Origin of the sequence: Sphingobium sp. CFD-1, from assembly GCF_024611115.1 — a bacterium.
Taxonomy (GTDB): Bacteria; Pseudomonadota; Alphaproteobacteria; order Sphingomonadales; family Sphingomonadaceae; genus Sphingobium; species Sphingobium baderi_A.
On the sequence record NZ_CP084398.1, the window covers coordinates 3,808,101 to 3,832,066 of the forward strand.

Genomic DNA, 23,966 nt, shown 5'->3' on the forward strand with positions numbered 1-23,966 from the left:
TAATACAAAGGGAAAGCTCATGTTAAATAGGGGGTCGGAATGGCGGAGGTGGGAACCGCACATTCACGCGCCAGGCACGGTCATGAACAATCAGTTCAGCGGCCCGAACGCTTGGGGCGACTATCTGACTGCGCTTGAGCGAGCCACGCCGGTCATCGAGGCTGTCGCGGTCACGGACTACTACGTGACCGATACTTACGAAGAGGTGTTGCGGCACAAGGCCGCCGGCCGCCTGCCCAATACCAAGCTGGTCTTTCCGAACGTGGAGCTGCGGCTCGACGTCGCGACGGCAAAAGGGGGCTTCGTCAATCTCCATCTGTTCGTCAGCCCGGAGGATCCGCAGCATCTCGAAGAGCTGCGGCGTCTACTGTCCCGTCTGCAGTTCAATGTCATGCAAGATCGTTTCGATTGCACTCGGGCTGATCTCATCCGGCTCGGCAAAAAGGCCGATTCCACGATCATCGATGAGCGAGCCGCGCTGACCTATGGGGCCAACCAATTCAAGGTCAACTTCCAGCAGCTTCGCGAAGTGTTCTCCGAAAGCGGATGGGCGAAGAAGAACATCCTGATCGCAGTTGCCGGCGGCGCGACCGACGGGACGTCCGGCGTGCGGGAAGCCGCCGATCAGACGATCCGGCGCGAGATCGAGGGTTTCGCCCATGTGATCTTCGCCGGCAGTCCGGCGCAGCGCGAGTTCTGGTTGGGTCAGAAGGATCTCGGACCTGATGATATCTGCGCCAGGTATGGCGGCCTGAAGCCCTGCCTCCATGGGAGCGACGCGCACAAGCTAGATGACGTGGCCTCGCCGTTCGGCAATCGCTTCTCATGGATCAAGGGTGGGTTGGAATTCGATGCGCTTCGGCAGGCGTGCATCGATCCCGACGGGCGCGCCTATGTCGGTGAACAGCCGCCGCACTCGGCCATGCCGTCGCAGGTGATTTCGCACGTTCGGATCGACGACGCGGATTGGGCTACCACGCCCGACATTCCTCTCAACCCCGGCCTCGTCGCCATCATCGGCGCGCGCGGATCGGGAAAGACGGCCTTGGCGGACGTAATCGCGGCGGGTTGCGACGCGATCACGCCGGCCGGTTGGGATGCGGACGAGAACATCAGCCCATCGTTCCTGGCGCGGGCACGCAGGCTTGTCGGCGACGCAACGACGACGCTGACCTGGGCTGCTGGTGCAACGGTCACTCGCGCGCTCGATGGCAGAGACGCGAACGGCCACATGTCGTTCCCACGCGCCCGCTATCTGTCCCAGCAGTTCGTCGAGGAGCTCTGTTCTGCGAAAGGTGTCGCCGACGGTCTCGTCGACGAGATCGAGCGCGTGATCTTCGAGTCACATTCGCAGGACGATCGTGAGTGGGCGCTCGATTTCGCCGAGTTGCGCGAGCAGCAGACCGCCAGATTCCAGCAGGCGCGTGAGCGCGAAGCCGAGGCGATCGGCGACATCTCGGACCGCATCGCCACCGAGTTTGAAAAAGAGAGCCTCGTTGCTACCCTGACCACCCAGGTCGGACAGAAGAAAAAGCTGATCGCCGACTACACGGCTGATCGCGCCAAGCTCGTCGTGAAGGGAACCGAGGCACAAGTTGCACGTCACACGCGGCTCAGCGAGGCAGCGCAGGCGCTCCGCAACAGGATTCAGGCCTTCGGCAACCAGCGCCGCACCTTCGTCGCTCTGCAGGATGAGGTCCGCAGCATGCGCGCCACCGGGGCGCCAGAAATGCTCCGCCAGGCTCAGGCGCGGCACGGCAACAGCGGCCTCGACGCCAAACAGTGGGATGAGTTCCTGCTGATCTACAAGGGCGATGTCGACAAGAGTCTCACGGCCTACATCGCGTGGGCCGATGGCGAGGTCCGCAAGCTCAACGGCGTTCCACCGCCGCCCGGCGATCCGAATGTCGCGCTGATCCCCGACGCGGCCGATCTCTCCACGCTTCCGCTCGCGCCGATCGCCGCCGAAATGGCGCGCCTTGAGGCGCTATTTAGCGCCGACAAACTGGTCCGCGATCAATACACCGCGTTAACTGGCAGAATCGCGCAGGAGAACTCCGCGATCCAGACCTTCGAAACCCGGCTCACAGATGCACAAGGCGCGGCGGCGCGCCGGAAGGATCTGCAAACCGAACGCGATGACACCTACGGCCGGGTGTTCGAGGCAATCATCAACGAGCAGAACGCGCTGGCCGGGCTCTACGCCCCGCTGATGGCGCGGCTTGCAGCATCGTCGGGTACGCTCCAGAAGCTCAGCTTTTCGGTTCGCAGGATCGCCGACGTTCAAGCTTGGGGCTCGGTCGCAGAGGAAGAACTCCTCGATCGGCGCAAGACCGGACCCTTTTACGGTCGGGGCTCCCTGATCGCGGCTGCGACGGAAGCGCTCAAGCCAGCGTGGGAGACGGGTTCGGCTACCGAGGTTCAGGCGGCCATGACGGCCTTCATGGGGAAATACCTGAAAGACCTGCTTTCGCATGCGCCTTACGCGCCGACGCAGCAGGCCGAATTCAGGGCCTGGTCAAAACAGTTCGCGCACTGGCTCTTTGGCACCGGCCACATCACCGTCCGCTACGAGATCTCCTATGACGGCGTCGACATCCGGAAGCTATCGCCGGGCACTCGGGGCATAGTGTTGCTGCTGTTGTATCTGGCGCTGGACGATTCAGATGACCGCCCGCTGATCATCGACCAGCCAGAGGAGAACCTCGACCCCAAGTCGGTGTTCGATGAGCTCGTGGCGTTGTTCATCGCCGCGAAGGCCAAGCGCCAAGTGATCATGGTCACTCACAACGCCAATCTCGTCATTAACACCGACGCAGATCAGATCATCGTCGCGTCTGCAGGCCCACACCCCTCCGGAGGCCTGCCGCCGATCACCTATGTGGCCGGCGGCTTGGAGAGCGCCGACATTCGCAAGTCCGTCTGCGACATCCTCGAAGGTGGCGAGGCAGCTTTTCGCGAGAGGGCGAGACGGCTGCGAGTGAGGCTGGAGCGATGAGCTTGCACGTCGCATTGAAGAAGGCGCTCGCCGCGACGGGGAGATTCGAATGAGGTTCGTCGTCAAATTCAGGTCAGGCGACTCGCCCACGACCAATCGTTACCCGCATGCTGTGCTCGTCCAGGATAACTGGGATGATTATGGCTACAAGACCACCTTCCACGTCACGCTGCACATGTCGGCCGACGAAAGTTACGATCTCGGCAGCATCAAGATCATCGAGGCGGGGCGAACCAGTGGCTACACCGAAATGCCCAGGCGGTCCTTTGAGGAACTGCCCGCCGGCCATGCCTCGCTAGGTGCCGACCTCGATTATTATGAGACGATCTATAAACTCGGGCGCAACGTCTTCGAACCATACTTTAGAGGTCTTCGGGATGTCGCGTTCGATGACGAGATCAAGGCCAGCGTCGAAGACACCGAGGCCTACCGGGTCTCGTTGCTGCGTTTTGGTGGTGCCGAGCGGACGATCGTTGACGCCGCACGGTTACTGCGTGCGCCCACCCTGCCGACAAAACGTCGAAGCGCAGGGTTCAGGGTCAAGTTCAAGACGCAAGTGGCGCGGCGGCCGAACGCCTTTACGATCGACTTCGATTTTCGCCGGCGCGGTCGGCTACCGAACCGTATCAATGCCCTGATCGGATACAACGGCACCGGCAAGACCCGGCTGCTCTCGAACCTCGCGATCGTGGCGAGCGGATATGGCTACGGCAGCAAAGAAGACGTGTTGGACGACGCGGCGGGCCGCTTCGTCGGCACTGCGCCGCCGTTCAAGAGGGTGGTCGTGGTGTCTTATAGCGCGTTTGATACCTTCGTTATTCCAGGGCGCACCGAAGAGGAAAAGGAAAGGCTCCAGGAGAGCGGAGAAATTTTCGGATACGTCTATTGTGGTCTTCGCGAGCGATCGGACGACGAAGCGCCGAACGGGGAGCAAGCCTATCGGCTGCGCACGCCGGCCGAGATCGAGGCGGAATTCTTGTCGGCGCTAAAACGGGTTCGCGAAGCCGGCCGTTCGGAGAATCTTCTCGAAGTCTTGAAACCGCTGCTGCGCGACCCATCGTTCCAGCGGATCGGATTGACCCAGCTCTACGCCAATCGCGACGATGAAGAGCTAGGCGAGCTTTTCCGCGGATTGAGCAGTGGTCACAAGGTGGTCCTCAAGATCGTAACCGAGCTCACGGCGCACATCTCAGGGTCAGAGCCGACTTTGGTTCTCATCGACGAGCCGGAAACACACCTTCATCCGCCACTGCTTGCCGCGTTTCTCAAAAGTGTGCGGGCGTGTCTTGAAGCCTTCGATGGCTATGCGATCATCGCCACCCATTCGCCGGTAGTGCTGCAAGAGACCCCAGCGAAATACGTTCACGTTCTGCGGCGAGCGGCCGACCATAACCGGGTGGTAGCGCCAAGCGTGGAGACGTTCGCTGAAAGTATCGGCGTCATCACGCAGGAGGTCTTTAATCTCGGCGACGGCTCTACTGATTGGCATGAGACGCTGCGCGCGCTGGCGCGTCGAAACACGCTGGAAGAGATCGAGGAAGCATTCGGCCGGAAGCTAGGCTTCGCAGCGCGCTCTTACGTTTTGAGCGTTCGCGATGAAGTCGAGGACTAGCGGATGCGTTCGATCCCGCTGCTCGCCGTCAATGCGACGGACGTATTCGATGAGATCGCCGCAGCCAAGCGCCAACCGCGGCGTGGGCAGATGCAGGCGGCGCGCGTTGAGGTGCTTTCTTCCTATCAGGGTTACGAGGATTCCGTGCCGGAGGTCGGCGAACTGGATAAAGCGCCGCTGACTGATCCGCAAAAGGAGGCAATGCTACACGCGTTCACCGTGGAGACTGAGTCGATGACGGCGCTCCGCGGCGATCTGCTGAAGCGTATCAGCGTCGCGCGGTGCCCATTCTGCGGGATAAGCGAGTCCTCGACGCTCGATCACTATTTGCCGAAGGAACAATACCCAGAGTTCTCGGTGTTCCCGAAGAATCTCGTGCCGAGCTGCGCGGTTTGCAACACGCGAAAGCGGGACCGCATCCTGGACGAAGGGACGAATGTGCGGATGTTCCTGCACCCTTGTTACGACGTGATTCCGGATATGGAGTTTCTGACGGTGCGTGCGCGCATGGAGGCAGACGCACTGATCCTTTCCTATAGGCTGACGCGGCCGACCGGGATGGCCCTTCGGACATTCCGGCATCTGCGATCGCACTTCAATGAGCTCGATCTCGCCGATCGCTACCGTCGGATGGGCCTCGAGCATTTGGGTGGGCAGTATCCCGCGCTTCGTCGCGCTTATGGCTCGGGTGAAGATGCGGAGCGCGTCGCGGAGAAATTGATCGAGGGAGCAGTGGACTTCGAGGAAGTGTCAGGCCCGAACTACTGGCTCGCCAAGCTCTATCGAGCATTGGCTGACAACGATGATTTTTGTGACGGTGGCTTCGAAACGGTCAAGGTTCAAGCGCAGCATCAGTGAATGAACGGCCAAATTGTCCGACGCGGCTCGGAACCTGCCGTTCCGGAGTGCCTAAATCACGGTCGCAAATTACAAGTTACGCGGTGACACCGTCGGCGCGAACCGGGCTTTGGCAGGGTCATATTGGTAACCCGTGATGCTCCCGTCGCTGATCCTGGACACCAACTCATTGATCGCGCTGAGCGGTGCCAGAAACCATTCGCGAGGCTGAACGGTCTTGCCGAAACGATCGCCGGCGGACAGGTCAAGCCGGGCAGGCGCAAGCGCGCGATGGATCAGGTTTTCCAGCTTGGTCCGATTGATGTTGTAGAGCCGGTACTCGGCCACGACCTCGACGTCGGCGAGCAAGAATGTCGGGTCATTCTTAGCATTGGCAATCCGGCTCGCGACAGGCTGTCCGGTCACGCCGATCTTGTGGATCAGTTCACGATGCTCGTCGACATAGGGATGGGCTGACTTGCTGCGTAGGACGTAGATGGTTCCGCTGGCGAGGTCATCGGGCTCCGCAGTATCGCCAAACAGCGGTCCCGCGTTCTGTTCGGTGATCCGGCGCGCGGTTTCGTCGCGATAAAGCGCCTTCTGGAAGGAACGGGACAGCACGCTGGCTTCTGTGGCGTTGTCGTAGATCACCCGGACCCGGCGATCCTTGCGCTCGTACTGCGTCACAAACTCGTCGGTCGACGCGGCGACATAGGCCAGTTGGCCGCCGACAATGAAGAAATTGCCGGGCTGGATCTCGGCCAGTGTCACCTCGGTCTGATCGAGCACCTTGGCCTGGCGGTTGCCCGATGCGAGATCGGCCTGGACCCGCTCGAACAAGGGCTTGAAAGTGTCGAAATCCTCGCACCGTTCGCGGTTGGCGATTTCCTCGGCCGCCCGTTTCTCGGCCCGTGGGGTGACGTGGCGAAGTTGGGAAATGTCGTCCTCGGCACCGGGCTCGATGCCCAGTTCCGCGAGCAGCGCTGTGTCATCGAGACTGACCGGTGCAGCGCTGACGATTGTGGTGCCGTCAAGAATGCCGTCCGTATCGAGCGCCGCCAGCAACTCACGCGCTTCGGGCTGCGCGCGCAGACGATCGAGGCGCACGGCATAGAGCCGCTCAAAGATGTCGCGATCTTCGCCGTGCTGTGGCAAGCGGCCATGTTCGATCACAAACCGCTGGATATCTTCAAACCCGGCAATGATCCGCTCCTGCAGCGGGGTCAGCGAGCGCGCAGGCTGCACCGCCGTCTCGACGCCCAGCTCCGCCAGCAGTTCAAGGTCGCTGAGGTCAGCCATCAGCGGCTGCCTTCGTCGCATGGCGCTGGAGGAAAGCGACGCCCTCCGCCATCTTGCGCTCCCAGGCATCTTGCGAGGTCAGCGATGGCAGCCGGCCCCGCTCGCGCTTGAATTCCAGCGCGCGTTCGGCCAGCGCACGTGCATCTTCGTAGGTCAGCTTGTCCTTCTTGGCGTTGATCACCGCCTGGACCTGCAACAGCGTCTTCTCGTCCATTGCCTTGGCCAACACGGCATAGGTCGCGCTGAACGGATTGACCCGGTCGATCAGGTCGATGTCGAGGTCGGTCACGCTGAGCGCGAACTTGCGCACGCCGTCGATGAACGCGGTGTTGGCCTTGAGGTCGCCATCGACACTGGCGCCGGTGATCGCGGCCTTGGCCTGCTGGGTCAGCGTCATGGCCGCCACCGCATGTTGGCGCACTGCCTCCTGGTCCTCTTCGCTGAGTTCAGGGTACTTCTCGCGGATGATCTTGCCCATCTTGAGCTGAGTCAGTTCCTCCGGCACGACCTCTGGATCGAACATTCCGCGCTCGAGCACAGCCTTGTCCTGCACGAAGCTGGCGATCACCTCGTTCAGATCCTCGCGGCAGATGCGCGTCGCCTCGATGCTGGTCGGCAACTTCAGGCCCTTGATCTCGAAATGCATCTGGCCCTGGGCGTTGACGCCGACGTTAAGTTCGCCTTCCTTGTAGCCCTCCTCGCCATAGTCGAACCCCGGCTTGGGACCGGCGTCCTTGGGCGTGAAATCAAACCTGGGCGCCAGCACCTGCTCCATCAGCAGGCTGGCGGCGATCGCCTTCAGGTAGTCGTTGATCGCATCGACCACGAGCGGGTCGTCCGCCGCCGGCTCCGCAATCAGGTTTGTGAAGCGGGCACGGGTCTTGCCCGGTGCATCGCGAGTGGCGCGGCCGATGATCTGGATGATCTCGGTGAGGCTCGAGCGGTAGCCAACGGTCAGGGCATGTTCGCACCAGATCCAGTCGAAGCCTTCCTTCGCCATGCCCAGCGCGATGATCACATCGACAAAATCGCGATCTTCACGCGCCTTGGGAGACTTGAGCGCCGAGACCACCCGGTCCCGCTTGGCGGCATCGTCGTCGACCAAATCGGCCACCTTGATGACATGGCCCGCCGCCGTGCGGATTAGGTGGAACCCCGTCTCGGGATCGACACCCTGCCAGTCACCAAGGTGGTTCATGATGTCTTCGGCCTCGCGGTGCTTGTCCTTGAGGCTTTCCTTCGAATTGACCGAGGGAATGTGGACGATGGTCTTCACCGTCGGGTCGAGCAGGGCCGAAATCTTCTCGGTATAGGGGCCGGTGTAGAAGCTGTAGCCGATGTCGAGCACCTTCAGGTGTTCGTACCCGTTGAGCTGCTCGTAATAGGTATAGGTGACGGTCTCGAACTTGGTCTCGTCCTCCGGCGCCAGCACGGGAATCGCATCGCCCCGGAAATAGCTGCCGGTCATCGCCACGATGTGGGCCTTGTCACGTCCGATCAGCTGGGCGAGCTGGGCGCCGAGCCGGTTGCCGGCATCGGCGGAAACGTGGTGGAACTCGTCGATGGCGACCAGGCGATTGTCGAACGCCTCGACGCCCAGTTCATCGAAGGCGAAGCGGAAGGTTGCGTGGGTGCAGACCAGCACCTTGGCATCGCTGGCGAGGAATTCGCCGACCGCCTTCACCTTGGACTTGGCGACCTTGGGATCATCGGCGCCGGGCGTGTTGCACAGATTCCATTGCGGGGCGACCAGCCAGTCGGCGTAGAAGCCGTACTTGCTCAGTGGCTCGCTGCCGAAGCTCGCGCCGATCGAGCGTTCGGGCACGCAGATAATCGCCTGCCGTACTCCCTGATTCATCAGCTTGTCGAGCGCGACGAACATCAGCGCGCGACTCTTACCCGATGCGGGCGGCGACTTGATCAGGAGGTACTGCTCGCCGCGCTTTTCATAGGCCCGCGCCTGCATCGGACGCATGCCCAACTCGTCCGACTTCGCAGATGCGCCAGTGTGTGCGGTCTTGAAGGAGACGGTCGGAATGATCTTTTCATCGGCCATGCGGCAATTACTTTCGGAACAGTTCGAGATAGTCGTGGAACAGGAAGAGCCGGTTTCGCCTCTGGCCGGTCACCTCCAGAAGCACGCCATGCTCCACCATATCACTGATTAGCGAGGCGGACGTATTGGTGGTAGTGGACAGCATCACGGTGACGGCCTTCACGTCGACGACTGGGCGAGCATAGAGATTGCGCATCAGCTGTTGGGCATTTTCCTGACGGCGATGGCTGAAGCGCGGCAAAATTTCGCGTTCGATCCGCTCTTTGAGTGCCAGGATCGCCCGGAACACGCCGGCTGAGGCCCGAGCGGTTTCCTCTACGCCATGAAGGAAGAAGATCAGCCATTCGCGCAGGTGGTTGCCCTGGCGCACGGCCATCATATGGTCGACATAGGCCGTCTTGTTCCGCTCGAAATAGTCCGAAAGGTAGAGCGCGGGCTTCACCAACAGCCGTTCCGACGCAAGGTAGAGCGAGATCATCAGCCGCCCCAATCGCCCGTTGCCGTCAAGGAATGGGTGGATCGTCTCGAACTGGTAGTGCGCGATCGCAATCTTGATCAGCGGCGGCACCATGATCTCGGCATTGTGCAGGAACTTTTCGAGGTCGCTCATCAGCTCGGGCACATGGTCGTGGTGCGGCGGAACGAAGGCCGCGTTCTTCAGGCTCACCCCGATCCAGTTCTGGCTGATACGGAATTCGCCGGGCCGCTTGGTCTCGCCGCGCACTCCGTCGAGCAGAATGGCGTGGGTATCGCGCAGAAGCCGGTTCGACAGCGGCAGGCGTTCAAGGCTTTCGATGGCGAAGGTGATGGCGCGAATGTAGTTCTGTACCTCACTCCAATCATCGCGCACTTCGGGCAGCAGATCTTCCGCATCCTTGAACGCATCTTCGATGTTGGTCTGGGTGCCTTCGATCCTGCTCGATTGCGTGGCTTCCTTGGCCACGTACATGCGGATGAAAAATTCAATATCGGGAATTAGCTGGGCAAAGGCATTGAGCTCGCCAAGCGCCCGGTCTGCCTGGCCAAGCAGTTGCAGCACCTGTGGATCGGATATCGTCCAGCCATGGTTGATCGCTTCTGGCAGGAAGCTGCGATATTCCAGCTGGGGCTCGTGCCGTCCCGCCTGATAGGCTGAAAGATCCATATTTGAGAAAGCGCCCCTCAATTTGCCATTGGAATTTCCATATGTCAGATTCGTGCTGACACAAAATCCTTATTTCAGATTTCGGCCCATTTTCTGACTTACGAAATCCGCTATGTCAAATTCGCGCTTTGCACTGGGGCGGCCAGGACGTCGCAGGTCACACCTCTGTCCGGTCCTTCTCGATGGCCTTTTCCAGCCACTTCGGTAGATCGCCGATCTGTGATGCAAACGTGTTTTCCGGGAGGTCCTGCCAGAACGCGACGATGGCATCGGAGAATCGGTCAAGGTCATCGTCGGTTACGGTGAGGTCTGTGTAATCTGGCGGAAAACGAAGCAGCGGCTCGGGAAAATCGTCGCGCTTCAGGAACTGCGGAGCATCCCTGCGTAGCTTATCGAAGGATATGCCCTCACCATGCTTGTAGACGTTCACGACGAGGTGGCAGTGATGCAGGCGCTGAAAATAGGGGCGCGACCGGACAGGCCAGCCCCAGCATTCCAGGAAATCGAAAAGCTGGTCGATGGTCGCCTTCCAAAGCACGGCCCGCGTGTGACTGCCATGGATAAGCCGGCCCAGTTCGCGCGTGATCCAATCGCGCAGCTGCTTTTCCCATTCATGGTACATGCCAGCGATCACGCTTAATCGCGTCGCCTTCTGCAGGTCTTCGAGCTGAAGGTAGAACGAGACGCTCTCGTCCCATGCCTGCTGATAGGCATCCGCAGGATCATCCCGGTCAGGATTGAAGTACGGTGCCCGACGGGTCAACCAGTCCTCCGCGTACCGGTCTGCATCCTCTTTCATGGTGCCGAACTGAGACAGCAGGCGAGTTTTGGCCTCCGACACGTAGAACTGGTGACTGGCGATCAAGCCGTCGCGAAACGGCCCCCACATCTGGAAGAGCACCCGATCGACCATTGATCGTCACGCTGCCTTGGCGCTGGTCATCCGGGTGTACAGCTCGAATAGCTTTTCCAGCCGCTCGGTGTCGTTGCGGAAGCGGCGACCGATGTAGATGCGCTCCAGCACCTCGTCGTTGCGCTCGTGCGCGTGGCGAAGGTTCTCCGGCATCTTTTCGGGATCGTAGAGGTCTGCAATGGTCGCCGGGAAATGCGCCTCGCGAGCGAGGAGAATGTCCTCGGCGCAGCGGGTGAGATCGGCCTTGTTCTGCTCGGTCAGCTTGGGCACGGGAAAGGTGTTCCAGCCGAGGGTGTTGGAATAGGAGAAGTCGGTACGCATGCGCACGCAGACGGTGCCGATCCAGACCCAGTGAAGGCGCGATGCGATAAGCGCCATATTCCAGAGTGGCGCATCGTACAGCGCAAACGCCTTTTCCTGAATAACGCAGCGCTCCTCGAGCAGGCCAACGGGGAGGTACGGCCTGTTTTCTGAACTGACCCGAGGAACGATCAGGCTATGCGACTTGGGACTGACTTGCTCGCGGAACCGATGAGGTGTGAGAGCGAGTTTCTTGGCTGAGGCATCTTTCACCGCAGCCAATCGCGCGGCTCGCACTTTATCTATCCGTTCTGCGATGGGAGCGATCTTCACCGCTTCAAGAAGATCGCCATCGCTAATCCAAAGGCAAGTCCGAGGTGTGTTCGATATAAACTCAGTTGAACCAAAGAACGGTCTGAAAAATTGTTCGGACGCAGGCTCTACCTTTATCAATTCCTTCGCGTCATCTGATGACATGATTAGGGCTGAAGCATAATAGGGGTGATTCCCGAACTGCATGACAGAACGGTCCGAAAGGGGCTTTGATCGCGGCTGAATTTCCAAATTTGGTCCGTCAATCAGATAGGCGTTGATGTTTTCCGCTTGGCGAACTGAAACGCTGCCATCATCGGTCGGGGAGAATATTTGGCGAATCCGTGTTGGCGTGTTGGTGATGCCGACGATCACGACGGTCACCCCAGCATTGGCACTGGCCAAGTTCGCCCACTTGAAGCTGGTATGAGCGAATGCAATCTGATGCCCCATTTTGAATATTGTTGGCCAAAGAATAGGGACCTGCTGCCCTTGGCAAATGCTGTTGGTAGACACTAAGGCCGCAACTGCTTTGGTTCTGGTCCCATAGTCGGCTGCCTTCATGAACCAGCCGGCCACGTAATCGAGAGATTTCCAGTTCCGAAGCTTACCATCAAATATGGCCTTGAGATCGGCTTTCTGCTCGTCAGATTGCCACTTACTTCCCAAGTATGGCGGGTTTCCGCAGATATATGTCTCTCCGCCCTCATTTTCAAAATCGATCTCTGATTGATCGAGCGGAGTGCGGAAAAGATCATCGGCCTGCACCTTCACGCCAGTCCCGGTCGGCGGGCATATGCTCAACCAGTCGAGCCGCAGGGCATTGCCGCATGTGATCCAATTCTGGCTGTCGAGCGGCAGGAATTCGGCGAGAGCCTCTTGCTGCCCACGATAAAGGACATCGCACTGGTATTCAGCGATGATCAGCGCCAGACGGGCGATCTCGGCCGGAAAGTCGCGCAGTTCAATGCCGCGAAAATTCGTGAGTGGGATGTCACTGCGCCGATCAGGCTCGCCCCGCCGCTCGTTGATATCGGCTTCGATCTCCCGCATCTGCTTGTAGGCGATGACGAGGAAATTGCCCGATCCGCAGGCCGGGTCGAACACCCTGATTTTGGCCATACGCTGCCGCAGGTTCAGCAGCTTGCGGGAATTGTCGCCAGCCTCCGCCAGCTTCTCGCGCAGATCGTCGAGGAACAGCGGGTTCAGCACCTTAAGGATGTTCGGCACGCTGGTGTAATGCATGCCGAGCGCGCCGCGCTCCTCGTCGTCGGCCACCGCCTGGATCATGCTGCCGAAGATGTCGGGGTTGATCTTCTTCCAGTTGAGATTGCCGATGTGCACCAGATACGACCGCGCGATCCGGCTGAAACGCGGCGTCTCGGTGCTGCCGGAAAACAGCTGGCCGTTCACATAGGGAAAGCCATTGGCATAGCGCGGGATGTTGGCGTTCGCGCGATCGGCCAACTTGGTATCCATCGCCCGGAATATTTCGCCGATAACATGATGCGTGTCGGACGAGTCCCGCGCGCTGATCTGTTCGACCGTTCTGGTGAACAGGCCCTCGCCGTGAAAGATGTCGGTATCCTCGGCGAAAAAGCAGAAGATCAGCCGGGCCATGAAGTGGTTCATATCCGGCCGCCGCTCGGCGCTCGCCCACTCCGGGTTGTCCTTCAGCAGCTCGACATAGAGCTTGTTGAGCCGGCTTGTGGCCCGGATATCGAACGTGCTCTCACGGATCTGCTTGACGGTGGTGATGCCGGCAAGGGGAAGAAACACGCCGAAGTGGTCGGGGAAATCCGCGTAGGCGCACGAGACGATCTCGCCGCTGGCGAGATCCTCGGCCAGGAACTGGTCGCCATCGGTCGCGAGGATGAACTTGGCCTTGGCCGTCGCCGTTTTCGGACTCTCGCGCAGCGCCTTGAGGGTGTCGTCGACACTGCCCGCAGCGCAGGTCGCGATATGGATGTTGCTGCGCTGAAGCACGCCGCCAGGCACGTCGGACGCATTGGAGGCACCCTGACGCAGCTTCTTGATCGTGGTGGCCTTGTTTCCGAAGGCTTCAAGGAAGGCGAACGGAAATTCCGCGCTGTCAAATGGCTGCGCGGCTAATTCGGAAATGGCTTGTTCGATCTCTACTGCATTCATTCTCTGACACTACGCTGGGCGCTGGCGTTGCCGCAAGGTTCGAGATGGGGAATGTCTTCCCCTGCGGCCGAGCCAAGGTCTCTGCCGACCCCTTCTGCGGGGACACCCCGCAACACCCCGTTCAGAGTGAGAGAGGAGCCAGAAATTCCGTGACGGAGCAGGGCTGAGAGAGAGGCTCTCGGCGCCCGTCATGGAGGTTTTCCCATGAACATGCAGGTTCTCGACGCCCGCCGCGACGCAAACGGCGGCTACAAGGTTGATGTCTCGCGCGGAGAGCGCGTGGGGCGCGTATCGTCGGAGTGGTTCTCGCGCCCTGACGATGAACGCTATCTCTCGCTGGGTGATCTGGCCCGCTCGGTGCGCGGCCGGTCCGAGCGCAGCCGGACCCGTGTTGTGGAAACGGCCCTCATCCATGTCGAGGCGAACCGCAACGATCCCGAACGTCTGTCGCTGGTCCTCCCCGGCGCCGACGCGCCCGTCGCCCCGACGCATTGGAGCTTCGGCCAACTGGCGAGTCAGGTTGGTGCACCAGCTGCCTACCTGCGCCAACTTCCGGCACCACTCGCGGCAATCAACCTGCAATACGGGCTGACGTCGCATCGGGCCGAGCAGATCAAGACGCTGGAGACCGACAACGGCCGAGTGGAACTGCGCGCGGTGACGGGGCCTGATTATGGCCGAATCTACGACCATGAACTCGTCGAGGCTGTCCAGAAGATCGCCGGCAACGGTACGGGCGATACCCGATGGAAGGTCCCCGGCGTGCTCGACTGGTCCACCGGCATCTACAATCCGCGTGTCGACATTACCCGCGACACGACCACCCTCTATGCCTCGGACCGTGACGTGTTCCTGTTCCTGGTCGACGACCTCAACCCGATCGAGGCCGGGCGGCTGCCCGATGGATCGCCGGACCTCTACTTCCGGGGCTTCTACTGCTGGAACTCCGAGGTCGGCGCCAAGACGCTGGGCATGGCGAGTTTCTACCTGCGCGCGGTCTGCCAAAACCGGAACCTCTGGGGCGTCGAGGATTTCGAGGAAATCACCATCCGCCACAGCAAATATGCCGCCAACCGGTTCGCCCATGAGGCAGCTCCGGCCCTCGAAGGCTTTGCCAACTCCTCACCCTTGCCCTTCGTGAACGGCATCAAGGCCGCCCGCGAGCGCATCGTTGCCCGCAGCGACGAGGATCGCAGTGACTTCCTGCGTAAGCGCGGATTTTCCAAGGCCGAGACGGGCAAGATCATCGAAACCGTCCTCGCCGAGGAAGGCCGCCCGCCCGAATCGATCTTCGATTTTGTACAGGGCATCACCGCGCTGGCTCGCGACAAGTCCCACCAGGATGCCCGCCTCGACATGGAGGGCAAGGCCAAGAAACTGCTCGACCGGGTCCACTGATTTCCGCGGACAAGTGCCGGTCTCCTTGCGTTGCGCTGCCCCTTCAGAGGAAGAGGGCGGCGCTTCGCTTAGTGACGGGTTGAGGCGTCGAGAGAGAGGCTCTCGGCAGCCCGTCGCGGAGTAAACACCATGGCAACTGCTGCCCAGAAGATCACCCTGTCGTCCTCGCGCGACATCCCCTTCAACAAGCTGGTCCTCAGCCAGTCGAATGTCCGGCGCGTGAAGGCCGGCGTGTCGCTCGAGGAACTGGCCGAATCCATCGCACGGCGCGGCCTCACCTGATGGTCTCACGCTCAGAGACGGCGCGACCGTTGCTGACGCCGGGCGAGATCATGCAACTGCCACCCGCCGATGAGATCGTGATGGTCGCCGGCATTCCGCCGATCAGAGCCAAAAAGGCCCGCTATTACGAGGATGCGCGCTTCAAGGAACGGATCTTGCCGCCGCCCGCTTTGGCCGCTCCGGAGAGGGTGCAGGCAGACGACTGGACGGGCTTGGCCCTGCCGTCACGGACTGCGTCCGCTCCGGCAGCGCCGGCCGCGAGTGGTGACGATGACGATACGACCGATTCCGAGCGTCGGCAGCAGCCCGAGCTGAGCCTGACCCAACTTATCGAGAACCGGCAGCCCGTCCAGAACGAGTTTGATCTCGATGGCGATCGCACTGATGAGGAGGACGATCTGGCCGCACGAAATCAACGACTGACAGGGATCATGCAGGGCGTGGCACGGCAGGCATCGCTCGACTTCGACGACGGGATGGAGATCTGATCACCATGGCCCTCCGCAAGAAGAAGACCCAGATTTCCGTCTATCTCGATCCCGACGTCATGACGATGCTGTCCGACTATGCCGCTCGCCGCAATCAGTCACAGTCGTTGGTGGCTGAAGCGGCCATCGCTTCGTTCCTTTCGCCGGATGCAGCCGATCGCCGCGAGGCCGCCTTTGCCAAACGGCTCGATCAGCTCGATCGACGCTTGGCGCGGACGGAACGCGATGTGGGTATCGGGATCGAGACCTTGGCGGTTTTCATCCGCTTCTGGCTGGCGACCACGCCTGCCTTGCCAGAACCGGCGGCGCAAGCTGCACGCGCCCAGGCAGGCGAGCGCTACGACGCCTTCGTCACGGCACTCGGGCGACGGCTCGCGAAAGGACCCCGGCTGCGGCAGGAAATCCCGGAGGACAGCATGGGTGAAGCCGGCAGTGTTCAGCCGCTCAGAACGGAATGAACCCATTGCGGAATGCGGCAACGACCTCCGACCGATCCACGAAATCCCGCCCGTTTTCGATGTTCCAGTCGGGAAAGGCGTGGAACAACGGATCAGCGAGAACGCCGATCTTGGGCGTGTGGCCGGCAAATTGGTGAGCCGTCAGATCATAGGTCCAGTCGCCTACCATGACCCAGAAATGATGCTCGTAGCCGCAAGCCTTGGAACCTTTGATGATGCTGACATTGCCGAGTCCATATTTCTCTTCGAGCAGATATGTCAGGATGAGGGACACGCTCTCGCAGCAATTCTGCGGGTAAGAATACCCGAAGGGATATTCGAAGATCCGCTCGAGCCTGTTTCTCTCGAGAAAACCCAGCAATAGGGTTGCAGAACCGTCGATCTCGGCTTTTCGAACCCCGGTCATCTGATTATCGCTGTCACCTGCTCGCATCAAAGCTGCGGTGCTCCATCGGCGTAGCCTTCGAAGGCATAGTCGTTGAGGAATTGACGGCGCCACAGGTAGCTACGGTCGATCTCGCTCAGCCCGGCTTCGTCGCAGATATCGTCCCACCGCCGGCTGATTGTCTCGATCTGGCCGTTGATCAGATCGCGGGCATCGCGGTCGCTCAGCAGGAAATTCGACGCCGAAGTGCGGCAGCTTTCCAACAGGCTGCGCTTGTCTTCGCCATTCACCAGCAACGCCTGATTGGCTTCCCGGCCGTTACGCGGCTGCGGGCATATGTCGTAGGCTGGCGTGAGCGTGAGATTGGCGCCATCCCAGAAGGCGGCATGGTTGCGAGCATGGTCGTCGGTATTGCCGGTCAGCACGTTGAAGACCATCCGTCCGAACAGTTCGCGCAAGGTCGCCTGCGGATCGGTGAAGCGAGCGCGCACCATCTCGGCGAGATCGACATAGCTCGCATAACGGGCCTGCATTTCTGAGAGGCCAAACATCGTCAGGGCCGAGACCATCGCCCGGCGAGTCCAGCCGGTGCCATTCCATTCGCGGTCGAAGCGGCGCACCAGGAGCACATCCTTGCCGCTCGCCTTGGTCAGTTGAACGGGCGCGACGTAGAGGCCTACTTCTGCCGCCAGGCGCATGGCAACAAACTCGGCCTTCACCACGGCCATGGTGTCATTGGTCGCCGAAAATTTGGCGATGAACTTGTCCTCGCCATCCTGGATCAAGGCTTTGGGACGTGCGCCGCCGATCGAACTCCCGTGGAACAGCGCCTTGTCGAGAGCCGGGGGAATAGGTTCGCCCCGCTCGACCCGTTCGGCCGCTTCCAGCAGTTCCTCGAGCGTCGCATTGTCCTGCTCACGCGGCTGATACCGGTCGGCAGACGTCTGGAAATCGAGCGCACCGATACGGTCGGAGCCCGAATTGAGCATGAAGGTCAGTTCGTCGAAATCGATACTGTTTGCCGCCTCGCCGCGAAGGCCCGTCAGACGATTGATGATGACCCGGCGGCCCCATGCATCCGGCGCGCCATCCCGCAGACACCCCGCCATGTCGAGCGGCGCGTTGGGCGCGATCCTGCCGCGCTGCAGTGGCAGCTCCGGTGCATAGATCGGAATGGCGTCGGTACGTTCGAGATAGGAGCGACCATAGTTGAAGGCATAAACGCCACCGTCCAACTCGATCCGCCCGGCAATCACGGGCTCAAGCACACCTGGCAGCCATATCCAGACGAAAGCTTCCGTGGCTGGCGGGACAGGACCCCGAGCGGAGGCTGCGGGTTGAGGGCGATCAGAAGTCATCTTTCACCTCCGAACGCGGACGCCGCACTGACTGTGGCAGGAGCGCCAGCTTGTCGTTGACCCTTGAAATCTCGGGAGCGAGCCGCGAAGGCTCGTCAACGAAGAGCGGTACACCAACCAGCGTTGCAGCCTCGAAAACCAGCCCAATTTCTACCTTGGGATTTCCCTTCTCGATGAGTTGCAGCGTGCTGCGCGCGATACCGACCCGGGCCGACAAGTCAGCCTCCGACATCTTGCGTTGTTTGCGCGCGAGACGAATGAGCCCACCCATCATGGTCAGGGCTTCGCGCGTCACGCGCGAATAGGTGCGGGGATGCTGGGTCATATGAACCTCAATGCCGGTTATGGCGGTCATAAGGCTATTTCTCGACCGCGATAACGGTCAATATCATTCAGAATGTGAAAAATCAACGAAATGACCGCGAGGGCAGTCAGAAAGCCCATTTGTGCTGGTTATAGCGGTCATTTTAGCATTATCGACAGGTCTCTCGGAATTGAGCCTGCAAAGCGCATGTCACTGCCCCATTTGGGCGGTCGGGAAGCCATGCGGGTCTTTGGCTACCTTCCCGGATTCCTAGAACTCCGCCGTTTCCCTGTATTTGTACGCCATGCTTCTACTACGACCGAAAGCTGTTGAACCGGGCAAATTTCTGGCTCTCTTAATCATCCCCAAGCCGGGGAGCGCCTGTTCTCCCCGCTGAAACGGGGACCCAATGGCGGCTTCACATCACAATTCGCTAAGATCGGCACGCGGCGCGCGCATGCTGCGCACAGCACTCGGTCCCGCCATCGCCCGCCTGCTCGAAGACCCCTCAGTCGTCGAAGTCATGCTCAATCCCGACGGACGGCTCTGGGTCGACCGCCTGTCCGAAGGACTCTCCGATACCGGCGAGCATCTGTCTCCCGCCGACGGCGAACGCATCGTTCGCCTGGTCGCGCACCATGTCGGCGTCGAAGTTCATGCCAACGCGCCGCGCGTATCCGCCGAGCTTCCCGAAACGGGGGAGCGGTTCGAGGGGCTGCTCCCACCTGTCGTCGCAGCGCCCGCCTTCGCCATCCGCAAACCCGCCGTCGCGGTCTTTACGCTCGCTGACTATGTGGCGGCCGGGATCATGGCGGGCGATCAGGCTGAGGCGCCGCCATCGGAACTGGCCTTGCCGCCGGCGGCATCGCCGTCGCCGGGGCCGCCGCCGCCGGCGCTGTCGCATCGGGCGGAGCCGCACTTGCCGGCGGTGCTGCTGCCGCCGCCCGTGGAGGCGCTACCCTCGCAGGCGGTGCATCGACCGCGTACAGCCTCGGCGCCGCCGCGCAATCTGGCGTTGCAGGTGTGGCTTCCGGCCTCGGCAATGTCGCCAGTACCGGCGCGAAGGCTGCGGCTTCTCCCTTCAAGCGCGCAGCATCGAAGGCCGCCGACAGCCTGAAATCGAGCTACCAGTCCGGCGCCAATGCCGCTGCCGAAATCGCAGGCGCCACATCCGATGCTGAACCGGCCGCCGCCGCTGCACCGAGCGGAGCTGCCGTGAACCAACCTGATTGGGCCAAGCGGATGAAGCGCAATCAGCAGCTTTCCCAAGGCGTTCAGGTTGCCGCGCACGCCGTTAAATCGGGCGACAGCCACGGCGGCGGCGCTTCCATCAACCTTTCAGAGAGCGACTGAGCCATGAGCATCTTCAAGAGACCATCGACCCATTACGGCAAATCGCCCGCGCCCGAGACGCCCTACCAGCGCGCAGCGCAGATCTGGGACGACCGCATCGGTTCGGCCCGGGTTCAGGCCCGCAACTGGCGGCTCATGGCCTTTGGCTCACTTACCTTGTCGGCAGGCCTGTCCGCAGCGCTGGTCTGGCAGACCGCCAGCGGCTCGATCGTGCCCTGGGTGGTGCAGGTAGACCATCTGGGACAGGCCCAGGCCGTCGCACCCGCGACCCCCGATTATCAGCCGACCGATCCGCAGATTGCCTTCTACCTCGCGCGCTTCATCGAGCAGGTCCGCAGCATCCCGGCAGATCCCATCATCGTGCGCCAGAACTGGCTGCGCGCCTATGACTTCACGACGCAGGCCGGGGCTCTGGCGCTGGGGGACTATGCCCGTGCCAACGATCCCTTCGCCAAAGTCGGCAAGACGCAGGTCGCGATCGACGTTTCCAGCGTGATCCGGGCTTCGCCCAGCTCGTTCCGCGTCGCCTGGGTTCAGCGCACCTATCAGGACGGCGCGCTCGCGGCGACCGAACGCTGGACCGCCATTCTCACCATTGCCGTGCAACCGCCCCGCGATCCCGAGAAACTCCGAGCCAATCCGCTCGGCATCTACATCAACGCCATCAACTGGTCGAAGGAGCTTGGACAATGACATACCCCTTGCGCGAAGCCATGAGCCCGAGCGTGGGGTTCCCGGCTTTCCTGTTCGCAGCCGTCCCCGCCGTGCGCAGGTCTGCGCTGCCGTTCCTGTTGGCCACGTCCATGCTGGGCGGCTGCGCCACGGTGCAGAAGCCGCCAGTCATCAATTTCGACGATGCGCCCGCGGCCGTGCAAGCGGTTGAACAACCGGCACCCGTCCGCGTCGTTGAAGTGCCGCAGGTACTACCGCTACCGGGCCAGCTGAAACCGGTCGGCAAGGACGGACCGTCAACGCCCGACCTGACTGATCCAGCATCCCGTGTGAACGCCGCCAATGCCGCCGCGCGCATGCAGCCGGTGAGGAACGGCTTCATCAATGCCATTCAGGTTTACCCGTTCGTCGATGGAGCGCTCTATCAGGTCTATACCGCGCCGGGACAGATCGCCGACATCAGCCTGCAACCGGGCGAACAGCTCGTCGGCGCCGGCCCCGTTGCGGCTGGCGATACGGTCCGCTGGATCATCGGCGACACCGAAAGCGGTGTCGGCGCATCGCGGCAGGTCCACATCCTCGTCAAGCCGACGCGGGCAGCGCTGATGACGAACCTCGTCATCAACACCAACTTGCGTACCTACCACATCGAGCTGCGATCCACCGAGAAGACCTACATGGCGTCGGTCTCGTGGCAATATCCGCAGGACCAGCTAATCGCGCTGCGTCGCCAGAATGCCGAGGCAAGGGCCGCCGAGCCCGTGGCTACGGGCATCGATCTCACCCGCGTCAATTTCCGCTACGAGATTGCGGGCGATCGTGCGCCGTGGAAGCCACTGCGGGCATTTGATGACGGTCGCCAAGTCTTCATCGAGTTCCCGCGCGGCGTTGCCCAGGGCGAGATGCCGCCAATCTTCGTGGTCGGCCCTGAAGGCAGCACGTCCGAGCTGGTGAACTATCGGGTCCGAGCCAACTACATGATCGTCGACCGGTTGTTCGCCGCCGCGGAACTGCGTTTCGGGTCCGGCAAGCGCCAGCAGCGGGTCCGGATCTCCCGGACCGACGGGAGGCCGGCATCGTGAGCGACGAGCAAGGCCCGGGAAGGGAAGAAGGTGGGACGCCGCCGAGCGATGTCCGGCGGGATGCGGACGAGGGCGATGGCGCGCTGCCGCTCGTCGGCGAGCCGGTTGCCCGCATGCGCCTGCGGCCCGAACCGCCCCGCGTGACCCGCCTGTCGCGCAAAGTGCTGGCTGGGGTTGGCATCGTGACGGGCCTCGGCATCGGTGGCGCGCTGATCTACGCACTCCAGGTTCAGCATGGCGGCAAGGCGACCGAAGAACTGTACACGACGGATGGTCGCAGCGCTCCCGATGGTCTCGCGGGACTGCCCAAGGACTACGGCGCCGTCCCGCGGCTTGGGCCGCCGTTGCCCGGTGATCTCGGGCGCCCGATACTCAATGCCCAGAATGGCGGCCAGTCCGTTCCCGTACCGGGTATGGCGCCGCAGGCTGCCGCGCCTGCTGGTCCCGATCCGGAAGTCCAGCGCCGCCATCAGGAACTGGAGGCGGCGCGCACGGCTCGCCTGTTCTCTGCGTCCCAGGCCGTGTCTGGCAATGTGTCGTCTTCGGTTCCAGCAGCGGCCGCGACAGACTTGGCAGGGCTTGGCCTCGGACCGCAACCGGCCACGCCAACGGTACAGGACCGGCAACTGGCTTTCCTGGGGCAAACTCCCGACAAGCGCACGGTCGCGCCTGACCGGGTTGTGGCACCGGCTTCCGCTAACGTCCTTCAGGCGGGCGCAGTCATTCCCGCTGCGCTGATAACGGGCATCCGCTCCGACGTACCCGGCCAGATCACGGCGCAGGTCACGCAAAACGTCTACGACAGCCCCACAGGCCGCATTCTGCTGGTGCCCCAGGGAACCAGGATCATTGGCCAGTACGACAGCGGCGTCGGCTTCGGTCAGCGCCGGGTCTTGCTGGTCTGGAACCGCCTCATCATGCCTGATGGCCGCTCCATCGTCCTTGAACGGCAACCCGGCGCTAGTGTCGAAGGCTATGCGGGCCTCGAAGATGGCGTCGATTTCCACTGGGGCGAGATGCTCAAGGCTGCGGCGCTGTCGACGCTGCTTTCGATCGGTGCCGAGGCAGGAACCAGCCAGAACGAAAGTAGCCTTGTGCAGGCGCTGCGCTCAGGGGCCTCGAACAGCATAAGCCAGACCGGCCAGCAGATCGTCAGCCGCCAGCTCGGCATCGCGCCCACTTTGACCATCAGGCCCGGATTTCCGGTGCGGGTGATGGTGACGCGCGACCTCGTCCTCGAACCCTATGGAGGCTGATATGGCGAAGCTGAAACTCGGACCGCTTGGAGATGACAAACCGGTCAAGATCGCACTCGAACTGCCCGCCAGCCTGCACCGCGACCTTGTCGCCTATGCAACCATCCTGGGACATGAAACCGGCCAATCCGCGACCGACCCGGTACGTCTGATCGTGCCTATGCTAACTCGGTTCATGGCGACGGATCGAGGCTTTGCAAGGGCGAGGCGTGAGGTTCAACGCGAAATCAGCGACTGACAAACCACCGCTCCTTTGCGCAAGAGTTTGCGCGAACTTTCCGGCTTGGTGCTTCCGGTCCTATGCCTTCTGAACGAGAGAATCGCACGCATCGCTGCTCCCTTGAGAGAGAAACTGGAAACTGAAGGCCGGTTGCTCCGCCAAGTCTGCCATGGACTGTGCAAGATCCAGTAAAGCGGCCAGGGCGGGATTCCCATTTTTCGGGGACCAGACTGCGCTGAAGGGAAGGATTTCCCCTTCGATCGGACAGAAGACGACGCCCGGAAACTGTGCGGCGGTGGTCGCTTCGCTCGTGACGGTCAGACCACGGCCCAGTGCGACGAGCCGCATGAGGTTGTCGCGTCCGACACCATGCTGGTGAATCTCGGGATGTCCGCCCAGGGCCGCGAGCCGCTGGACCAGATAATCGTGTATTTCCTCCCCAGGCGCGACCTCGCTGACAATGTAGGTCTCGTGACGTAGATCACTGAACCGAACGACCGGCTTGGCCGCTTGCGGATGATCCGACGGTAGAACTGCGAAGACGCGCTCCGACCAGAGCTGCTGGCAGACACAGCCGGGTTGTGCGCACGTCCCGGTAAGGAAGGCGACATCGAGCTGATGTTGGCGGATCGCAGCCAGGTGCTCTGCTGGATTGCCGTCGGCGAAAGTGAGTTTGATGTCGGGGTGCGCGCCGCCAAAAGTCGCTATCAGGTTCGAAAGGAAGCCCGAGGCTAGCGACGAGAAGATCCCGATCTGCAAGTGCCCGGTTGAGCCACGTCCGATTGCGAACGCTTCAGTTCTCGCCATCCGGATTTCCGAAAGAGCCTTGCGGCCGCGCTGGACGAATTTCTCACCAGCGATGGTGAGTTTTACGCCGCCGGGAGACCGGATGAACAACGGCGTGCCCAGCCGATCTTCAAGATCGCGAATCCGGCGGCTGACAGCCGACTCCTGGATCCCTAGCGCACCAGCAGCCTGACGAAAGCTACCGTGGTCAGCTGCCGCCACGACATAGCGCAGGTGTCTGATCTCGAACTGCGGTGACAGAATCCCGGCTCCTCACGCACCCTGTAGCGCGAGACCTTGCGGCG

At 61.6% G+C, this 23,966-nt stretch carries 21 protein-coding genes and 1 pseudogene; 13 read left to right on the forward strand and 9 right to left on the reverse strand.

The window, feature by feature from the left end:
- Window positions 1–19: 19 nt before the first annotated feature.
- From LDB26_RS19085 to LDB26_RS19095, 3 genes are read left to right on the forward strand one after another with little or no spacing between them, the layout of a single operon-like run.
- A complete protein-coding gene (locus tag LDB26_RS19085; RefSeq protein ID WP_373886139.1) occupies window positions 20–2,998 on the forward strand; it encodes a TrlF family AAA-like ATPase in 2,979 nt (992 codons plus the stop codon).
- Window positions 2,999–3,047: 49 nt separating this feature from the next.
- Complete coding sequence (locus LDB26_RS19090) at window positions 3,048–4,610, forward strand: AAA family ATPase (RefSeq protein ID WP_257539530.1); 1,563 nt, start codon at window positions 3,048–3,050, stop codon at window positions 4,608–4,610.
- A 3-nt stretch (window positions 4,611–4,613) separates the two neighbouring features.
- The gene (locus LDB26_RS19095; RefSeq protein ID WP_257539531.1) at window positions 4,614–5,468 is read left to right on the forward strand and encodes an HNH endonuclease; all 855 of its coding nucleotides are present in this window, start codon (window positions 4,614–4,616) and stop codon (window positions 5,466–5,468) included.
- Window positions 5,469–5,537: 69 nt separating this feature from the next.
- Here the strand turns inward: LDB26_RS19095 and LDB26_RS19100 are convergent, their stop codons facing one another.
- The 5 genes from LDB26_RS19100 to LDB26_RS19120 all read right to left on the reverse strand — a co-directional run bounded on the left by LDB26_RS19100 (window position 5,538) and on the right by LDB26_RS19120 (window position 13,619).
- A complete protein-coding gene (locus LDB26_RS19100) occupies window positions 5,538–6,746 on the reverse strand; it encodes a GIY-YIG nuclease family protein (RefSeq protein ID WP_257539532.1) in 1,209 nt (402 codons plus the stop codon).
- On the reverse strand, window positions 6,739–8,802 hold the full coding sequence (locus LDB26_RS19105) for a DEAD/DEAH box helicase (protein WP_257539533.1): 2,064 nt from the start codon (window positions 8,800–8,802) through the stop codon (window positions 6,739–6,741). Before LDB26_RS19105 ends, LDB26_RS19100 begins: the two co-directional genes overlap by 8 nt.
- Before the next feature lie 7 nt (window positions 8,803–8,809).
- The gene (locus LDB26_RS19110; protein WP_257539534.1) at window positions 8,810–9,946 is read right to left on the reverse strand and encodes a Fic family protein; all 1,137 of its coding nucleotides are present in this window, start codon (window positions 9,944–9,946) and stop codon (window positions 8,810–8,812) included.
- A gap of 157 nt (window positions 9,947–10,103) precedes the next feature.
- Complete coding sequence (locus LDB26_RS19115; protein WP_257539535.1) at window positions 10,104–10,859, reverse strand: hypothetical protein; 756 nt, start codon at window positions 10,857–10,859, stop codon at window positions 10,104–10,106.
- A gap of 6 nt (window positions 10,860–10,865) precedes the next feature.
- On the reverse strand, window positions 10,866–13,619 hold the full coding sequence (locus LDB26_RS19120; RefSeq protein WP_257539536.1) for a DNA methyltransferase: 2,754 nt from the start codon (window positions 13,617–13,619) through the stop codon (window positions 10,866–10,868).
- 204 nt (window positions 13,620–13,823) lie between these two features.
- Here LDB26_RS19120 and LDB26_RS19125 point away from each other — a divergent pair, with 204 nt between their 5' ends.
- From LDB26_RS19125 to LDB26_RS19140, 4 genes are all read left to right on the forward strand, one after another.
- Window positions 13,824–15,017, forward strand: coding sequence for a DUF932 domain-containing protein (locus LDB26_RS19125; RefSeq protein ID WP_257539538.1), 1,194 nt, complete (start codon window positions 13,824–13,826; stop codon window positions 15,015–15,017).
- Window positions 15,018–15,146: 129 nt separating this feature from the next.
- Window positions 15,147–15,299, forward strand: a complete 153-nt coding sequence (locus tag LDB26_RS19130) for a hypothetical protein (RefSeq protein ID WP_257539540.1) — start codon at window positions 15,147–15,149, stop codon at window positions 15,297–15,299.
- Window positions 15,299–15,787 carry a type IV secretory system conjugative DNA transfer family protein gene (locus LDB26_RS19135; RefSeq protein WP_373886140.1) on the forward strand — a complete coding sequence of 163 codons (489 nt, stop codon included), beginning with the start codon at window positions 15,299–15,301 and terminating at the stop codon, window positions 15,785–15,787. The genes LDB26_RS19130 and LDB26_RS19135 overlap by 1 nt, the downstream gene beginning before the upstream one ends.
- Before the next feature lie 5 nt (window positions 15,788–15,792).
- Entirely contained in the window at window positions 15,793–16,245 is a 453-nt protein-coding gene (locus tag LDB26_RS19140) for a CopG family transcriptional regulator (protein WP_257539543.1), read from the forward strand.
- Here the strand turns inward: LDB26_RS19140 and LDB26_RS19145 are convergent.
- The 3 genes from LDB26_RS19145 to LDB26_RS19155 form a co-directional block, all read right to left on the reverse strand.
- The gene (locus LDB26_RS19145; protein WP_257539544.1) at window positions 16,232–16,519 is read right to left on the reverse strand and encodes a hypothetical protein; all 288 of its coding nucleotides are present in this window, start codon (window positions 16,517–16,519) and stop codon (window positions 16,232–16,234) included. The two genes, LDB26_RS19140 and LDB26_RS19145, sit on opposite strands and share 14 nt — an antisense overlap.
- Window positions 16,520–16,677: 158 nt before the next feature.
- On the reverse strand, window positions 16,678–17,898 hold the full coding sequence (locus LDB26_RS19150) for a type II toxin-antitoxin system HipA family toxin (protein WP_257539545.1): 1,221 nt from the start codon (window positions 17,896–17,898) through the stop codon (window positions 16,678–16,680).
- Window positions 17,899–17,977: 79 nt separating this feature from the next.
- Window positions 17,978–18,343, reverse strand: coding sequence for a helix-turn-helix transcriptional regulator (locus LDB26_RS19155; RefSeq protein WP_257539546.1), 366 nt, complete (start codon window positions 18,341–18,343; stop codon window positions 17,978–17,980).
- 358 nt (window positions 18,344–18,701) lie between these two features.
- Between LDB26_RS19155 and LDB26_RS19160 the strand changes: the two are divergent.
- The 6 genes and pseudogenes from LDB26_RS19160 to LDB26_RS19185 all read left to right on the forward strand — a co-directional run.
- Window positions 18,702–19,240 (forward strand): annotated as a pseudogene (locus LDB26_RS19160) (P-type conjugative transfer ATPase TrbB); the annotation flags it as partial.
- A gap of 267 nt (window positions 19,241–19,507) precedes the next feature.
- Window positions 19,508–19,645, forward strand: a complete 138-nt coding sequence (locus LDB26_RS19165; RefSeq protein WP_257539547.1) for a hypothetical protein — start codon at window positions 19,508–19,510, stop codon at window positions 19,643–19,645.
- 3 nt (window positions 19,646–19,648) lie between these two features.
- Window positions 19,649–20,338: a conjugal transfer protein TrbF gene (gene trbF, locus LDB26_RS19170; protein WP_257539548.1), complete on the forward strand. Its 690-nt coding sequence runs from the start codon at window positions 19,649–19,651 to the stop codon at window positions 20,336–20,338.
- Window positions 20,335–21,399, forward strand: a complete 1,065-nt coding sequence (gene trbG, locus LDB26_RS19175; protein WP_257539550.1) for a P-type conjugative transfer protein TrbG — start codon at window positions 20,335–20,337, stop codon at window positions 21,397–21,399. The genes trbF and trbG overlap by 4 nt, the downstream gene beginning before the upstream one ends.
- A gap of 113 nt (window positions 21,400–21,512) precedes the next feature.
- A complete protein-coding gene (locus tag LDB26_RS19180; protein ID WP_257542205.1) occupies window positions 21,513–22,655 on the forward strand; it encodes a TrbI/VirB10 family protein in 1,143 nt (380 codons plus the stop codon).
- 1 nt (window position 22,656) lies between these two features.
- Window positions 22,657–22,893, forward strand: a complete 237-nt coding sequence (locus LDB26_RS19185) for a DUF2274 domain-containing protein (RefSeq protein ID WP_257539552.1) — start codon at window positions 22,657–22,659, stop codon at window positions 22,891–22,893.
- Window positions 22,894–22,953: 60 nt separating this feature from the next.
- Here the strand turns inward: LDB26_RS19185 and LDB26_RS19190 are convergent, their stop codons facing one another.
- Window positions 22,954–23,925 (reverse strand): LysR family transcriptional regulator, encoded by a 972-nt coding sequence (locus LDB26_RS19190; RefSeq protein ID WP_257542207.1) that lies wholly within the window; start codon window positions 23,923–23,925, stop codon window positions 22,954–22,956.
- Window positions 23,926–23,966 lie beyond the last annotated feature (41 nt).

Bases quoted from the DNA above. Each gene is read 5' to 3' on its own strand.
- LDB26_RS19085 (WP_373886139.1), top strand. From the start codon at position 20: ATGTTAAATAGGGGGTCGGAATGGCGGAGGTGGGAACCGCACATTCAC.
- LDB26_RS19090 (WP_257539530.1), top strand. From the start codon at position 3,048: ATGAGGTTCGTCGTCAAATTCAGGTCAGGCGACTCGCCCACGACCAAT.
- LDB26_RS19095 (WP_257539531.1), top strand. From the start codon at position 4,614: ATGCGTTCGATCCCGCTGCTCGCCGTCAATGCGACGGACGTATTCGAT.
- LDB26_RS19100 (WP_257539532.1), bottom strand. From the start codon at position 6,746: ATGGCTGACCTCAGCGACCTTGAACTGCTGGCGGAGCTGGGCGTCGAG.
- LDB26_RS19105 (WP_257539533.1), bottom strand. From the start codon at position 8,802: ATGGCCGATGAAAAGATCATTCCGACCGTCTCCTTCAAGACCGCACAC.
- LDB26_RS19110 (WP_257539534.1), bottom strand. From the start codon at position 9,946: ATGGATCTTTCAGCCTATCAGGCGGGACGGCACGAGCCCCAGCTGGAA.
- LDB26_RS19115 (WP_257539535.1), bottom strand. From the start codon at position 10,859: ATGGTCGATCGGGTGCTCTTCCAGATGTGGGGGCCGTTTCGCGACGGC.
- LDB26_RS19120 (WP_257539536.1), bottom strand. From the start codon at position 13,619: ATGAATGCAGTAGAGATCGAACAAGCCATTTCCGAATTAGCCGCGCAG.
- LDB26_RS19125 (WP_257539538.1), top strand. From the start codon at position 13,824: ATGAACATGCAGGTTCTCGACGCCCGCCGCGACGCAAACGGCGGCTAC.
- LDB26_RS19130 (WP_257539540.1), top strand. From the start codon at position 15,147: ATGGCAACTGCTGCCCAGAAGATCACCCTGTCGTCCTCGCGCGACATC.
- LDB26_RS19135 (WP_373886140.1), top strand. From the start codon at position 15,299: ATGGTCTCACGCTCAGAGACGGCGCGACCGTTGCTGACGCCGGGCGAG.
- LDB26_RS19140 (WP_257539543.1), top strand. From the start codon at position 15,793: ATGGCCCTCCGCAAGAAGAAGACCCAGATTTCCGTCTATCTCGATCCC.
- LDB26_RS19155 (WP_257539546.1), bottom strand. From the start codon at position 18,343: ATGACCGCCATAACCGGCATTGAGGTTCATATGACCCAGCATCCCCGC.
- trbF (WP_257539548.1), top strand. From the start codon at position 19,649: ATGAGCATCTTCAAGAGACCATCGACCCATTACGGCAAATCGCCCGCG.
- trbG (WP_257539550.1), top strand. From the start codon at position 20,335: ATGACATACCCCTTGCGCGAAGCCATGAGCCCGAGCGTGGGGTTCCCG.
- LDB26_RS19180 (WP_257542205.1), top strand. From the start codon at position 21,513: ATGCGCCTGCGGCCCGAACCGCCCCGCGTGACCCGCCTGTCGCGCAAA.
- LDB26_RS19185 (WP_257539552.1), top strand. From the start codon at position 22,657: ATGGCGAAGCTGAAACTCGGACCGCTTGGAGATGACAAACCGGTCAAG.